Annotated in this window: 6 protein-coding genes; 4 read left to right on the forward strand and 2 right to left on the reverse strand. The window is 57.7% G+C overall.

All coding sequences use genetic code 11. The annotated features are described in order from the left end of the window. Positions 1 to 1,111 precede the first annotated feature (1,111 nt). Positions 1,112 to 2,134, reverse strand: a complete 1,023-nt coding sequence (locus ACX80Z_RS15435) for a DUF695 domain-containing protein (protein ID WP_459316477.1) — start codon at positions 2,132 to 2,134, stop codon at positions 1,112 to 1,114. Positions 2,135 to 3,149: 1,015 nt separating this feature from the next. On the opposite strand from ACX80Z_RS15435, the gene ACX80Z_RS15440 reads away from it, so the two are divergent. The 4 genes from ACX80Z_RS15440 (at position 3,150) to ACX80Z_RS15455 (ending at position 13,571) form a co-directional block, all read left to right on the forward strand. Continuing rightward, positions 3,150 to 5,684: an Ig-like domain-containing protein gene (locus tag ACX80Z_RS15440; protein ID WP_459316478.1), complete on the forward strand. Its 2,535-nt coding sequence runs from the start codon at positions 3,150 to 3,152 to the stop codon at positions 5,682 to 5,684. Between the two features lie 620 nt (positions 5,685 to 6,304). Continuing rightward, entirely contained in the window at positions 6,305 to 11,860 is a 5,556-nt protein-coding gene (locus ACX80Z_RS15445) for an RHS repeat domain-containing protein (RefSeq protein WP_459316479.1), read from the forward strand. A 28-nt stretch (positions 11,861 to 11,888) separates the two neighbouring features. Further along, complete coding sequence (locus ACX80Z_RS15450) at positions 11,889 to 12,644, forward strand: DUF4259 domain-containing protein (protein WP_459316480.1); 756 nt, start codon at positions 11,889 to 11,891, stop codon at positions 12,642 to 12,644. Positions 12,645 to 13,154: 510 nt separating this feature from the next. Beyond that, on the forward strand, positions 13,155 to 13,571 hold the full coding sequence (locus tag ACX80Z_RS15455) for an NUDIX domain-containing protein (protein WP_459316482.1): 417 nt from the start codon (positions 13,155 to 13,157) through the stop codon (positions 13,569 to 13,571). Between the two features lie 529 nt (positions 13,572 to 14,100). Here the strand turns inward: ACX80Z_RS15455 and ACX80Z_RS15460 are convergent. Continuing rightward, positions 14,101 to 14,232, reverse strand: coding sequence for a hypothetical protein (locus tag ACX80Z_RS15460; protein WP_459316481.1), 132 nt, complete (start codon positions 14,230 to 14,232; stop codon positions 14,101 to 14,103). Positions 14,233 to 15,372: the final 1,140 nt, after the last annotated feature.

Below are 15,372 nucleotides of genomic sequence, written 5' to 3' on the forward strand. Positions count from 1 at the left end.
TGACCTGATCAGGGGTATGTCTACGTGCCATATCGGTGAATTTCCTCCTGCACCCATTATCGGATGCGAAACTCACATAATCACTGGACTCCTACCCGGGGACCCAACCAGTCTATTCTCAACCCCTCGAGGGTGTTTGATCTCGATAGAACGCTGACGTTCTCAGGTTGTAGGTGCCGCATTGCGACCAACCCAATGTGTCGAAGCGCTGGTGCTGACAGCAGTGGGGAGAGATCGACAATGTTCTTCATTGACTGCAGCCATATCGTTTCGAGAGCATGCAACTCGGTGAGCTCAGGCAATCTTTCAACTTGCCCGAGTGACTCTAGGTGTAGGTATGACAGATCTGTTAGCTCCGATATTGGGGCTAAGTTGCTTAGCCCGCGCATCATCCACAGTCCTAGGTACTCGAGACGCCCGATGGTGGGCAGCATCGCGAGGTCGGGTGTCCCTCGTAGGTTTAAATCGAGGGCTCGAAGGTCGAGCAGTGGTTGCAGGAACGACAGGTCGATTAAAGAGACCAAGGAAAGGGTGAGGGTGGATAGACTGCGCAGCTTGGAAAGAACAGAAATGTCCTTCGTCTGTCCGTTGATCCTGAGGTTTTGCAGATTAGCGAAGTGTTCCAGTGGTCGGAGCGACAATCGTTTCTGGCTCTCGCTGATGCCGATACTTCGTGCGGTCGGCGGGAGAAATCGGAGCCCCTCTAGGGACTCTAGTCCGCGATACCTGTCCACGCTAAAATCCAGCAGCCGCGGGAAATATCGAAGGAAATCGAGGTTATGGACCGATGAATCATGCCCATAAGCCCGGAGTGCCATACTCGGATATTGTTCCATCCACTCGCCGAGTCTGGCGTAATCGTAATCAGTGAGCGCGCTTTGAAATTGCACCCGATCACACTCCGGACCTGGTGGTCGGAGCATATGGTCGGTGAGGGGTGACTCCACCTCCCTCATATACGAAGCAAATATTGCCAGTTCCACAGCCACGGCATTCCCCTATAAGTTGTCTGGGTGTTCCGGGAAGGACAAGACTGATCAACTTTGAGTTCTGGCGCACCGCTTCGTTGGCCAGTTGACGGCTGACGCGACCGCCCAAGAATGAACGGTTGTTACCGCAGTTGGCGCATGGTCCTCAGCGTCTCCCAGAACGGATCCTGCAGTTGCTCAAAGTGAGCCGCGGGATGGTCACGGACGTAGGACTGAAGCGGTGCCATGCCGGTGCTAATGGAAGGGTTCTCATAGTAGTGCAGCACGCGGCGGTTTTGGCCGGTTTCGATCGCGACCAAGATCCTGTCCGACTCGGAGCTGTCTTCAAGGTTTTCCTCGATTGCCTCCAACCGCTCAAGTTCTGTGTCGGAAGGAAGCCCTGTTTCGTCATGGCTGTCGTAGGGAAGCGTCAAAGAGCAATGAAGCTCAAGCGTCGGTCGATCCAGCCACTCAACTGACCGAACCCGCAGCATTGATGTTCTACCGTCGGCCAACTTTCGTTGCTGCGCCTGCCAGGACTCGAACATTCGGCGTGCGAAGGCTTCGACTATTGATTGAAGTTCCCACGGCTCGACTGCTTCAGGCTCGGCCGCGGTTGCGGTATCTACGTTGCCGATCCAACGCATGACTGAATCTTCACCCAATAAGGAATCAAGCACGACAAAAGCTACCTCGGCGCATGAATCCTGATCTGCCCTAGTGAAAAGCTCGTGACAGACAGTCACATCCAGCTTCGTTCCTACCCGAACGTTGAACCTGAGTTGGCGCAGGCCAATCTCTTCATCTCCTATGAACATCGTGAGGTCAACAGGATTCGGTGGGGGCGGTGTGACTGAAGAAAACTCCCACACCGGGCCGCCTGGAGGTGCTGCGCGATACCAACGCTCGCTGTGCTCCCTGGCGGCGCTAATTCCGCCTGCTGTTACACAGAGCATGTGCTCCGCCTCAGTACCTTCACGCGCCTGCCACACAAGTTCTGGGTGAATGGCCTTCACCCGTTGCGTCATCACCTCCATAAGAGGTGCGAAGCTTCCGGTGCTCACCGCCTTGGTGAAATCACTCTCACCCCTCGTCTGCCACCAACCCCAAAACTCGCTGATCGGATCGCCCGAGTTAGTCGACGCGAACCTCCGTAGAAACTTCATACATCCCCCTAAGACCTGCAGCGGGCGACATCGCCACACCGACGAATTTGAATGTACAGGCCTATGCCATCAAACGGGAAATACATTTGCCACGAATGGGACCCGTGTCTTTTATCGCCGCTAGAGCGGCGTCCCGGGATGAGGGCGCTCGGCCAATAATTATCATGTGAGACCCCGATTTTTAGGTGCGGATTGACCGGATGCCCAGACTTGTTGGCACGAAGGCACAAGATCTTTGCGCATCAGCCCGCTTTTGTCTGGGGAGGGCGAGGTCAAAGCCTTCTAATTCGAATTTTCAGCCTCAAGCCTCAGCTCGCCGTCGGACCGTCTAAACGCCGGCAATGTCGAGGACGGCCGTAACCCTCGGCTGGGCACGCTGTCGTGCGTTCCTTTCCCTCTCAAGGGCCCGTTCCGCACCGGATAGGAACCGGACGAGCGGTGAATAGGTATATTTGCCTCGTTCCGGGGTCTCTGGTCCTCTAATTCGAGCTTATTTCTTAGGGCGGTCCGGAATAATAAGCTACCCTGGCCCATTTGACTAGATGAAACGAAACAACTTTTTCATTCACTAGGGCTCTTTTTCTTGTGCTTGTCGGATTCAATTTTTCGGTTTACGCTTCTCTCATTCAGCGAGATTTCCGCTGAGGTTGGCTTTGAAGAATCAGGTCTGCGGGCCTGATTCTTCGCTGTTCTGGGGGAACCTTTGCGGTCATCTCGCTTTTTGTCGTGCCTTTTTGCGGTCTCTCTGCTGGTAGGTGGTTTCGGCGCTACTCCGGCGGTAGCTGAAGAAAGCACCGCTGACGTTCTGGGCCCTAGTACACCATCTGCGGCATCGTCTTCGAATTTGTATGACAGCGCGGAGGCGGAGGCGTCCGAACAAGCTGAAGCGTCCGGCGAACCTGTTGTCGTCCAGGGGGCTACCACCGCTACGGAGTTGGTCGAAGCGTTGCCGGATGGCACCTTCCAAAAGTCGATTAGTTCAGAGCCAGTCCGGATGGAGACGTCCGAGGGTTGGGTGGACATTTCCACCGATCTCATCCTTGAGGGCACGGGTTCGGATGCTCGACTTGTGCCGGAGATGGTTCCAGTTGATGTGTCGCTTGGACTAGGGGACGACGATCGAATGGCCACAGTTATGGACGGTGAAGGTCATTCCGTTACTGAGTCATGGCCGTTTGGTCCCCTTCCTTCCCCGGTTGTAGTCGATAACACGGCTACCTATCGTGAGGTGCTGCCGGGAGTCGATTTGGTGCAGATCGTTCGGAATCACGGGGTGTCGCAGGTTCTGAAGATTGCGACACCGGAGGCAGCGGCCGACCCTCGCGTAGCTAGGATGCGCGTACATCTGGACACAGTTGGCGTAAAGGTCTCCGAAGACGTTCACGGAGGATTGGTGGCGCATAGCTTGAAGGACGGCGGATTGGCCTTCCGAACTGGGCCAGCCCAGTGGTGGGACTCTAGTCATAAAGATGCCTCGGTCTTGGACGCGGGTGGTCCGGGGCTTACCCAGCCTTTCGAGCTTTCTTTGAAGACCGTCGAGGGCGGTCACCAGGAAATTTTCGGTATGGAAACCATCCTCGACGCCGAGGGCGTTACCTACCCGATTTATGTCGACCCCGAATGGAGCGCTAACCGAGCCTCATATGTCTACGTCGATAGTTCGTTCCCTACCACTTCGTATTGGAATGGTCAGCACACGGACGCTCAGATGCAGGTCGGTTTTCTACCCGCGAAGTGGAACTATGCAGGTGGCGTGAATAAGGTCACGCGCAGCTATTGGCAGTTCAACACCTCGCCTATGGCCGGGAAAGAGATACTTGCGGCCCGGTTCAACGTCACTCAACTGTGGGCACCTTCGTGCACGGCACGACCGGTTGATGCCTGGGTCACCGGAGGAGTCGGCTCTGGAACTACTTGGAATGCGCAACCAGGTTTCATCCAGCAGTTCGCTTCAGCCAATGTGGCGAAGGGCTACTCAAGCGCCTGCCCGCAGGGAACGGTCGGGTTCAATATGGCTTCGGTGAAGGACTGGATTACCACTTCTCCGCAATGGACCATTGGTCTCCGAGCCGACAACGAAGCGGACGAGTTGGGTTGGAAGCGTTTCGCCAATGCCGCCACCGTAATCATTACCTACAACACCAAGCCTTCAGCACCGAAAGTCACCTCGATGACTGGTTGTGGAACGGTCTGTACTGGGGTCAATGGCTCAGGAACCTACACCCGCTACATGCAGCCAACTTTCGGCGCCACGGCCACTGATCCTGACGGCGGGAACCTTGGCGTCAATTTCACTCTCCGCCGCAATGGTTCCACCACTGTTGTACATAGCAGTGCAAGCGCGAACCACATGTTCGCCTCGGGCGGTTCCACCACATGGAAGATTCCAGCGGCACTATCAGATGGCGCATACAACCTGACGATCCAATCAAGAGACCCCCAGGGATCAATTTCCAGCAATGTGCTCTACTACTTCACCGTCGACACAAAAGCACCACCGGCCCCGAAGGTAGTCCCGGTTACCGCAGCACTGGTCGATGACGGGATCGATCCCGACGGGATCGTAGGCCAAACCGCCTACACGTTCAACATCAGCCAGGGCGGCTCCGACCCGGTGAGGGGCTACATCTATTCAGTCCTCGGCAACGCCATGACGCAATCTCCCCCAGGCTCCATGACCTGCAATCAACGTGTCGGCGTGTACATCATGATCTGCCCGGCAGCTGGTTCCACGACCAGTGTGAAAGCTGCGGCCATCACCCGTTCAGATACAACGCTTAGCGTCTGGGCCGTGGACGAGGCCGGGAATGTGGGAGTTCTCAAGAACAGCGGCCTTCCGACTACGGAAAAGTTCTCCGTAGGAAATATGGCACCTATGCCGGCCTCCACAATTCCGACAACCACAATATTAGGTGCAGCTTCCTGGACCGAAATACCGACCTTTGGCGGACCGATTGAAGACTGCACAACCGGAGGTACGAGCAGCGGCGACGGGCTTCCGGGAGCCGCGCTGAACATCGGGTCCGGTGGGGGTTATGCCTCCACTAGCGAACGTGTCCTAGATCTGACGAACAGCTTCACTATGTCGGCGTGGTTCTGCCTACCGGACCTGATCGAAGGGACGATCATGGCGCAGCAGAACGACCTCCTCTACGCCGGCGCGTCGCTCAGCGTTGGGAACGGCAAACTCGTCTTCTCCCGAGGTGACGCCCCCGGCCAGTCCGAGAGCGTGTCTAGCACGACGACGCTCCAACCCGGCAGCTGGTACTTCGCCAACGCGGTCTACGACAAGGTAAACCGCCAAATGAGGCTCACCGTCAGCAACGCAAATGTCACGGATACATGGATTGTCAGCACCACCGGAACAGGTTACACCCCGGCCAGCTTGAGTCGGCAGTTCATGCTGGGCACCAGCAACCCGCGGGCTAACGGCTTCCCTTTCGTTGGCCAGATCGCTCGGCCAACGGGGGCTGTCGGTGTCCTGTCGAATGAACAATTCAACTCGCTGTGGGATCAGCAGCCTCTCGATGTAGCAGGAGTACTCAAGTGAATCTTCTGAAGCAGAGCTATCGGGCGAAGAGCCTCTGGCTCACCCTTCTGGTTGCCGTTCTCACTCTTGGACTGTTCGGCCCCTCGCTGCCTAATACCGTTTTCCCTCTCCGGGCGGACGAATTGGGGTATGACGTAAGCCAGGACACTGAGCCTGTGCCGACCACCTCCTGGTCGACTGTTAGTAACACTGTGGACCCTTTGACCACGCCCTCGGCTCCTGGGACGAAAGGCACTGTCCAGGGCACGGGCAACGCAATGTTCCGCGATACAGCTGGGGCTGCGTCACCTTCCAACACTGCTGATCTGGCATTCGCTCCCCTTAATTCACCGACAACGGCAAACGATAAAGGGGCCGGTGATTATGCTGCCCTGCCAGGGAACGCGTCCGATTCATGGAGCGCTTCGGGCTCGACAGGGTCGTTCACCTGGAGCTACCCATTCGAGGTGCGTGACGCACCTGCAGGAGACACTCCAGCTCTTGGTCTTTCCTACGACTCGTCCCGCGTGGACGGACTCACCAGCTCCACTAACAATCAAGCTTCCGTCGTGGGAGACGGTTGGGCGCTTTCAGGAGCAGGCGAGATTCGGCAAACATTCGACTCCTGTGGAGACCAAGACGTGGCGAACAGCTACGACCTTTGCGGTAATGCCGGCGGGCAACAGTTCAATATCAACTTCGGCGGCCGTTCCGGGCTAATCATAAAAGATTCCGCGACGGGGAAGCTCCGCCTTGAGAATGATGACAACAGCAAGGTCGAGTACCTGACCGCGGCAGGGACGAATAAGACCTACGACGGAGGGCACTGGAAGATAACCGATACAGCAGGCACCCAATACTTCTTTGGGCGCAACAAGCTCCCTGGGTCCACCTCCTCCACTGCTCTAACCAACTCTGTCGACACGTTGCCGGTGGGAGCTGCTACGCCCACCCAACCCTGCTACAACTCCTCCTTCGCCGCGTCCCTCTGCACCCAGGCAGCAGCCTGGAAGCTCGACTACGTCGTCGATGTTCTGGGGAACAGCAGTGCCTATTACTACGAGCAGGAAACAAACTGGTACAAGACGCAGGCCGGTAGCGGGCCCATGAAGGAGTACATCAAAGCGAGCCGGCTCGCCCGGATCGACTATGGCATGCGCGCCGGCCAGGAATTGACTGTCACCGCGCCGCAGCAGATCCTCCTTTCTTATTCCAACCGATGCGAGGGAATCGATTGCGCGAAGGGAACAGATGTTCCCACCAAATTTTCGTGCTCCTCAACAGGAACCTGCGCAAACTACAACGCCACCTTTTATACCGATAAGCGTCTTTCCTCGGTGACGACGCGAACGAAACTTAGCGACGGCACATATCAAAGCGCTGATAAGTGGTCGCTGAAGCACACCATGCCAGATCCCGGTGACGGGACAACGCCCGCGTTGTGGCTCGGATCGATTACCCACGACGGGGCGAACACCAAAGCTGGCACCGTGATCACCGATCCACCAGTGGTATTCAGCGGTCAAACTTTGCAGAACCGAGTCTGGGCAATCGACGGTCTGGCGCCCTTGAACCGCTACCGTCTGACAAGCGTTAAATCTCCCTCTGGCGCTGTCACAGCCGTTTCATACGTTTCAGCGGAATGCAGTCCGACGAACCTCCCTGCATCACCGGAAAGCAACAACAAACGATGCTTCCCGCAATGGTGGCAGCCCACTACCCCCATCGTGCAAGAAGCACGCCTGGATTACTTCCACATCTATCCGGTGGCGTCCGTTAGCGTCAGCCCCGGTCCGGGCGCCCAAGGCAGCGAAAGCATGCTCACGCGATTCCAATACATAGGAACCCCAGCCTGGCGTTATCCCCTTCCGAAGTACGTTGCCGGAGACGGCGGCACACAACTGACGTGGTCGGCCGCCGCCGGATGGAAGCAGGTCAAGTCCATCACTGGCCCAAGCACCACACCCACCGCGAACACCACGACGCTCACTACGTTCCTGCGAGGTCTCGACGGGTCCCCCTCGAACAAGACCGGTGGAACCCGTACTGAAACGATCACTACAACTACTGGAGAGGTCATTACCGATTCTCGCTGGTTCTCCGGGCAAACCCTCGAAGCTCAGGAGCTGCTCGGCGAAACAGGCGCAGCGGCCACAACGACCACGACCATTCCACGAGCATCGACCCCAACAGCTACCGGTTTGCCATCACTGGGATCTCCAGATGCGCGCTACATCAATACAGGAAAAACAACTCTCAAAGAGCTCACCGCGGCAGGATCGCGTCAGTCGATCAGCACCCCGACCTTCGATTCTCTTGGACGGGTTATCGCGGTCTCAGACACTGGCGATTCCATGGTCACCGGCGACGAGACATGCACCCGCACCACTTATGCAGACAACGCTTCCCTGAACCTGTTCGGCCTGGAAGCAACTTCGTACACTTACGCCGGGACCTGCACGACGACGGGAACAGCCACGGGGAACCTCCTCACAGCCAGCGAAACGTTCTACGACGCAAGCTCATCAGCAGCAGGCGGAACAGGCTACACCGCTCCGACAAAGGGCAACCCAACGGGCGGACGGGAGGCGAAAACCACGTCCAACACCACTGTCAGCGCATGGCAGCAAAGCCAGAAATCTGAATACGACGCTCTCGGCCGTGTCACCAAATCAAGCGACAGCGCCACCGGAACGCTGCGGACCACCACCATGAGTTACTCACCGGCAACAGGACCGGTAACGACGTCCACCACCATCAACCCGAAGGGCTGGACAACAACTCAAGGCTTCGACCCAGTCCGCGGCCAGCTTGTATCCGCAACGGACGAAAACGGGCACAGCGCGACATACCGCTATGACGCCAACGGCCGACAGACCGGAGAATGGGGCCCCACCCGACCGCAGGCCACAAACCCAATACCAACTGTGACGGCAACCTACTTCATCTCCCAAACCGCGCCGTCCTGGGTGAAAAAGGAGACAGTCAACGCGACCGGGGCACCCATCACCAGCTTCGAAATTTTCGATGGCCTCGGGCGCATCAGGCAGTCACAGGAAGTCTCCCCCGCTGGAGGCAGCATCGTGACCGACACCATGTACGACGTGCACGGCAACGTTTCTCTCGAGCGGAACCCCTATTACATGACGGATGCGGCAAGTGGCACCTTGCGCATCCCAACCCTCGCTGTCCCGTCATCCACCGAATACTCCTATGACGCACTAGGCCGCACGGTGAAAACTCGCGGCCTGGCCTATGACAACACCCAGCAATGGATCAAACAGACCACCTACGCGGGGCTTGACACCGCCACCACAACCGGGCCAGGCACGGTCTCCGCGCGACGAACCGTCATCAACATGGGCGGCCAACCGACCACCGACATGGTCTACCGCGGCCAGACAGTATCGGGGACACCTGACACGGCACGCATGGGCTACGACGCTCTCGGCAACAAAACTTCCCTCGTGGACGCATCAGGGAACCGCTGGACCTGGACCTTCGACGCGCAGCAACGCCAGATAGCTACCGAAGACCCAGACACCGGAACCAACACGTTCACCTTCGACAATGCGGGGCGGAAGGCAACCCACACCGACGAGGTCGGAACCGTTACCGGCTTCACCTACGACGTCCTGGATCGCCTCCTCGAGGAAAAAGTAACCGTTGCAGGGGGGACAGCTAAGACCCTGTCGTCCTACACCTACGACGTCGCCAAGAAGGGCAAGGTTGACACAAAGACCCGTTACAACGGGACAAACTACGACCAGCCGGTCACCACTACATTCGCAGGCTACAACGCTCAATACCAGCCAGGATCCGTCAAGGTAGCCCTTCCTGCAGGGGCCACCGGCTTTAACGCGACCTACGAAACAAAAACGACCTATGGAACGTCTGGCTTGCCCAGCTTCGTAACCCACCCAGCCGTGGCTGGACTTCCCACCGAAATGGTCCGCAACGTCTATGACCCCAGCGACCGCCCGTCCGCCCTGATAGGACAGTTCGGTGACACCTACGCTGGCAACACCCAATACGACAACCTGGGTGGACTGGCAACGTACTCACAGTTTGACAACAAGCTCTACACCGCAGGCGCAGACACAACCGGCGCCACCCGAGTAACCTACAACTGGGACCCCACGACAGGGCGGCTAGCGCAAACAACTGCACTCAACGAAGCAAAAGGCATCGTCTCTGATCTCGGCGTCACCAAATACACCTACGACGCAGCCTCACGGCTGACAGCACGAGACCTCTCGTACAGTTCCCGGACCTCCGGGGCCGGCGCGGCTGACTACCAGTGCTACACCTATGACTATGCCGGCCATCTGGCATCCGTGTGGACACCATCAGCTAAGACTTGTTCTGGCAACTTCACACCGGGAACCACCGCGTTGGGCGGCGCTGCCCCTTACGCGCAGACCTACACCTATAACCTCAACGGTGACAGGCAACAAGCGAAGCGGTACAGTTCCACCGGCACACTCGCCACAACGGAGGACTACACCTACCCAGCGGCGGGACAGACCGGGCCGCATCGCCTCGCCAGCGTCAAACGGACGAATGCCAGCGGTGTAGCCACCACCGACAGCTTCACCTGGGACGCCGCCGGCCGGCTAACAAACCGGGCAGCACAACTAATCGCCTACACACCGGACGGCCGGATCCAATCCACCCAAGGTGCGGTTAGCAACGTCAATCCAAACCCGGCGAAAGCAGACGGCGCCGCACCCGTTGTTGCCGACCAGAGCGCGAAGTCCAACAGGTTCTACGACGCCGACGGTCAATTAGTCGCTAGCGTCGACGGAACCGGGACCACAGCAATAATCGGCTCCGCCACGGTGTTCCGGTCTAAAACCGGTCAGGTATCAGGAACACGGACCTACGCATTCAGCGGTAAAGCCATCGCCCAGCGGCTCAGCACTCCAGGATCAACGGTCACCACTGTTAACCACATCGTTGGCGACACGCTCAATACCGCACAAGTCCTCGTCGGTCCGACGACAAACGGCGGAACCGTCGGCGTATCAGTAGTCAAACGCCACGTTGATCCCTTCGGTCTCACCCGCGGGGTCAACAAAAGCGCCAAGGGCAATGCCGCCTTCGCCAACGCCGCGGCAGCTACCGGCGGCACAGGGAACAACGGCCCAAACCCAAGTGGATTTGGCGCCGTCAACGGCTACATTTCCGGTCTGGCCGATACGGCCAGTGCGCTCGTTCACCTCGGCGCTCGAGACCTCGACCGTGCCCTAGGAATCTTCACCGCACCCGACCGTGTACTGGACCTGACGTCCCAGCTCGGATTCACCCCCTACCTCTACAGCATGGGTGACCCGATTAACAGCTCCGACCCCAGCGGGCTATCGCCTCGGATGACGATGATCGATGGTGGCGGATCATGGTTCGGCGGACCGAAAGCAAAGGTAAGGAAAGCCCCCGCGTACGTGCCCAGCGGACAGAAAACGCCCATCTGGCAGCAACGCGCCATTTCCCAGCAAGTACATACCGATCCGCCTGCAATGTCAGCAGCAGGGGTCTTCTGGCTAACCATCGGGATTGTCGCCACGGTCGGAGTTTGCACGGTGACCGCTGGGGCCGGCTGTGTAGTCGGCGGGATGATCATCGGCGGCATCACCTCCACCGGTCAATACTTCGCAGACACAAAGAAACCAACCGCTAGAGGCTTCGCAGTCAACCTGGCCGTAAGCCTGGTCCCCATCCCAGGTAAGGGAGCTCTGACCGGAGCAGCTAAAGCGTCGGGTATCGGAGCAACCGCCCGGGAAGCCACCCAAACCGGAGCAATAGCAGCTGGCAAAAGCGGAATAGCAAGACTCCCCCAGCAGCTAACTACAGGAAGAAACGCAGAACGAGGCGTCCAAGTTTACCTTGGGCTGAAGAACGGAAAACCGGTCTATGCGGGCATCACAAAGGACACCGATGTTCGTGGGTCCCAACATAAGGACAGGTTCGATCGTCTGAGGAATCTCGTGCCCGACGACCAGATCCTCACCCGAGGCGAGGCAAGAGCCATCGAGCAAGCGCTAATAGTGCGAGCGAAAGGCCCGAGGAACGACAAAAACCCAAACGGCCTATATGAGAACAAGCGCAATGAGATAAGCCCTAATCAGCCATACTATAAAGAAGCACTCGATTGGGGCGAACAATGGCTAGTAGACCAGAAAGTACCTAGGCCATGAGGGACTCGCATTTTGGAAATGAGGATTAGTGGGCGCGTGGGGAACCGGCATCTTTAGTAATGACACATCTCGGGATGTGCGTGACGACTTCGCGCGGCATCTCGGGAACGGTCTCTCTCTGGACCAGGCAGTAGAGAAGATTCTAGACGAATACTGCTCTAACGACCGGCTGGACCCCGACAACAATGATGTTTGGCTCGGTCTTGCGGCAGCTCAGCATGCGTCAGGCCATGTCACGTCGGATGTGATCAACACTGCCCTAGCGATCGTTGAGTCCCCGCTGGAGTACGATCGATGGTCACCTGAGGATGCGAACAAGCGACGTTCCGCACTACACCAGCTACGACAAACCCTGCGCAGCGAACCGCGCCCTCCTAAACGCTTCAGAAAAAAGGTGCTCCAGACCACGGAGCGCACACCAGGAGATCATGAACTCTACAGCGATGGATCCTCCCGGCTTCTCTTACGGGTGGTCGGAGTAACGAAGGATACAAAGGGCGAGTATCCCTTGTACACCGTTCTGGACTGGAACGGCGACGAGGACCAGCTCGACCGAGCAGAAAAACTCAACCCCTTGCCTGTCAAAGACGACTTTATGGGGTGGGAGTACTTCAAGGTTTGCGTGCCACATCCCCTGCCGAAAGACACCAACTTGACGCTTCTTGGCTCAAAGAGCCGGTACCAGGACCCCAGATTTGCCAGCTGGGGGTTCGATTCCATGGATTGGCCTAATCTGGTTCCTTATGTCAAGGGAGATGCTGCCCGAGTACCACCAACAATCTGAGGGTTTGCCGCGCCATGAATTGTGCCGACGGGGGCAGTCCCAGAGAATAGATCAGGGTTGGTTGCGGCTGCCGATTGTTATCGCCTCCGGTACTGCATTAGCTTCCGCATCTGCCGTGGCTTATCTACTCCCTAAGTGCCGGAATCAAGGCTATTTCAGCTACGTACACCAAGGTCACCGCGGAAAACGGGGACAGTGTCATCGTCGAACACTCGCCCAAGAAGCTCCCTTCCTCTACCAGCGAACCACTCGTGAACGAAACGTGTTGGTCGTCTTTCAACTAATCCCTGCACACTCGACGCCGAAGATTCGGAGCTTCTCCTTACCTGTGGCGAGGACAGCGTCTCGATTCCGCCTCTCGCGAAATAGGGCACCGAGACGCGGGCAGGAAGCGGCATCCGCGGACAGCTCCATAAACCATCGCTTTAAGGTCGGATATGAAACCATTCGGGTGTGAAGACGTACCCGAGCAGCGGCAACGAGTGGTGCTACATTTTGGACGCCGAGCGGGTGTCTACCGGTGATACCTTTCGCCGGGGCCCTGAAGGGTGGCCTCTGGGCGCTTTCATTTGTTTGTTTCGGTCTGCGTGCAGCGAGACGAAGGAGCCCGCTTGCTTACCCAGCGCGCCGCTGACAAGGAGTTCGCTTTGGAGGGAATTCCCAGGCGGCAGCGCACTGGCTGGTGAGACAAGCCAGGATGCGGCCAGCCGGGAGCTAAGGGAGGAATCGTGGCTAGATGTGGTGCCATCCACGCTGAAATTGATTGACCGGTTCGTTGAGGACTCAGCTCTCCTTGACTTCTACGTCGCGCGCGTGCCCTCTAACGCGGAGGTTGTGCCGCAGCAGAGTGAAGGTATCGCGTCCGAGTGGGTTACACCTGAGGAAGTCATCCGCCGGCTAGATGCGAACATAATGGCTGATCCTTGAATCGCCCGATTGGAATCACTTTGGCCTTCAATCACGAGCGCGCGGCTTACCGCCTGCTGAATTTTCCCCACCAAATCTCAAGCGAGTGCCAACAGCGTCTACAAAACATCGTGAGTGGCGACACTCCGGGGTCTACTTTCTGCCTTTCTCATCTCGTCTCCGAGACAACCCGTGAGTCCCCTTACCGGCAGATCGGCCACAACAAAAGTATAAACTCACGCCTCCACCGGTTAAGTAGAGCAAGGATTTAGAAGTGGAGCTGACGGGATCTCTGCGCAGCAGCGGCGAGACAGAGATGAGTCGGATTACTGCCCGTGTTGCGACCTTTGATGAGCCCGCGAGGCGCTAGAGGCGCAGATCCCGGAAGGGTCCGCACTGATCGCGATACGGAACGACTCGGAAGAGTGAGCGCTAGCTACATTGCTGGTTTGATGAGCTGCGGTCCGTTGTTGCGGACTGAGCCGACTTCCTTGCCGACAACTCAGGGCACCAGGTGCCGCTCTGACATGGCATTGACCAGTTCTCGGACCTAGTTCTTGCTCGTGGTCGATGAGTCCAGCCAACCGGCCTGGAGGTCTTTGGGGATGATGAGGGGTGAGCGTTCGGGGATAAGCCCCAGCGCGTCGGTGGCCGACGTCGTGATGGCAGTGGCAGTGACCAACCACTATTCCGGGTTATCCTCGGGCAGCTCAGGATTGGGTCAGAACTCATAAAGGCCAGCTACGGCCAACAGCTCATCGTAGTCCTGCCGGGACAGGTAGATCGGGGTGAAGCATCATCGCTGAGTGTCATTCTGATCCCCATCATCGCTGGGCAGGACCTCCGCTCAACCATGGCGCGAAGCGCCGGGAGCGAACCGAACTTTCGTTCGGCGCTCCTCCGTCGCTTATCTTCTCACGAAAGTTCGGACTTCTCCCGGTTCCCCAGGTTGCACTCCGACCCCTCGAGCCCAGCGGTGATTCCCCTATCAGAACGGCACCAGGCGGAGAACTCGGCGAAAAACCTTCCCCAAAGTCATGTACCTTCCCCACCACTGCGCCATGAAGTAGTAAGAAAGCCCACTAGGGCTTCAAGAGAGAAAGGAGGCCGACCACCGCAGGAAAACTGCAACCCACCCACCGACACAGGCACACCCTGTTCACCATCTGAGCCGGTTTGTGCACAGTCAGAGAGCGAAACAGCCTCTGACAAGGGGAAACGTGTGCCCGAAGTGGGACTTGAACCGGCTTTCACCCCCTGCAAACACTGGCCTCCCCCGAAAACCTCCCCAAACCGGCCCAGTCCGGCATTGATCCGCCCCAGTCCGACCCCCAAGGTGTGCACATTGTGCACACCCCCTTTTTTTGCCCTCCCTGGCCTGCATTTGATAGCCGCCTGTGCACTGTCGAGCGAGCAACGCCATACCCCTTGACGGACCGACACGGCCCCGACATCGGCGCCTTCGAAAGCACGCGTGAATGCGCCGAATAGTCATCATCAGAACCGCATTTTGCGAGACCCACGTACAGCAACGTCATGGATGTTTCCTCTCCTTTCCAAACATCTCATGGATATGCGAGAGGGAAACTACGTGACCAAGGACTTCCCTAGAATTCGGTGACAGTCGCGCCGATCGGCGTTGCGCGAGGACCCGGTTGGTCCACACAAATCCACGACACCGAAATCAGGACGAATCTGCGCCAAGCGCGTTTCGGGTCTGTAACTTTTTCGGTGTTTTCAGCATTTTAGTTAGTAGGTTTCGGCTGCCGGCCAACGCCCGGCGAAAGTGATGGCAAAGGCATTCAGCGCGGGTTTCCACCGT

The organism is Arthrobacter sp. TMT4-20 (assembly GCF_054510775.1).

Excerpts from the sequence above, each read along its gene's own strand:
- ACX80Z_RS15435 (WP_459316477.1), bottom strand. The coding sequence starts at position 2,134 with ATGAAGTTTCTACGGAGGTTCGCGTCGACTAACTCGGGCGATCCGATC.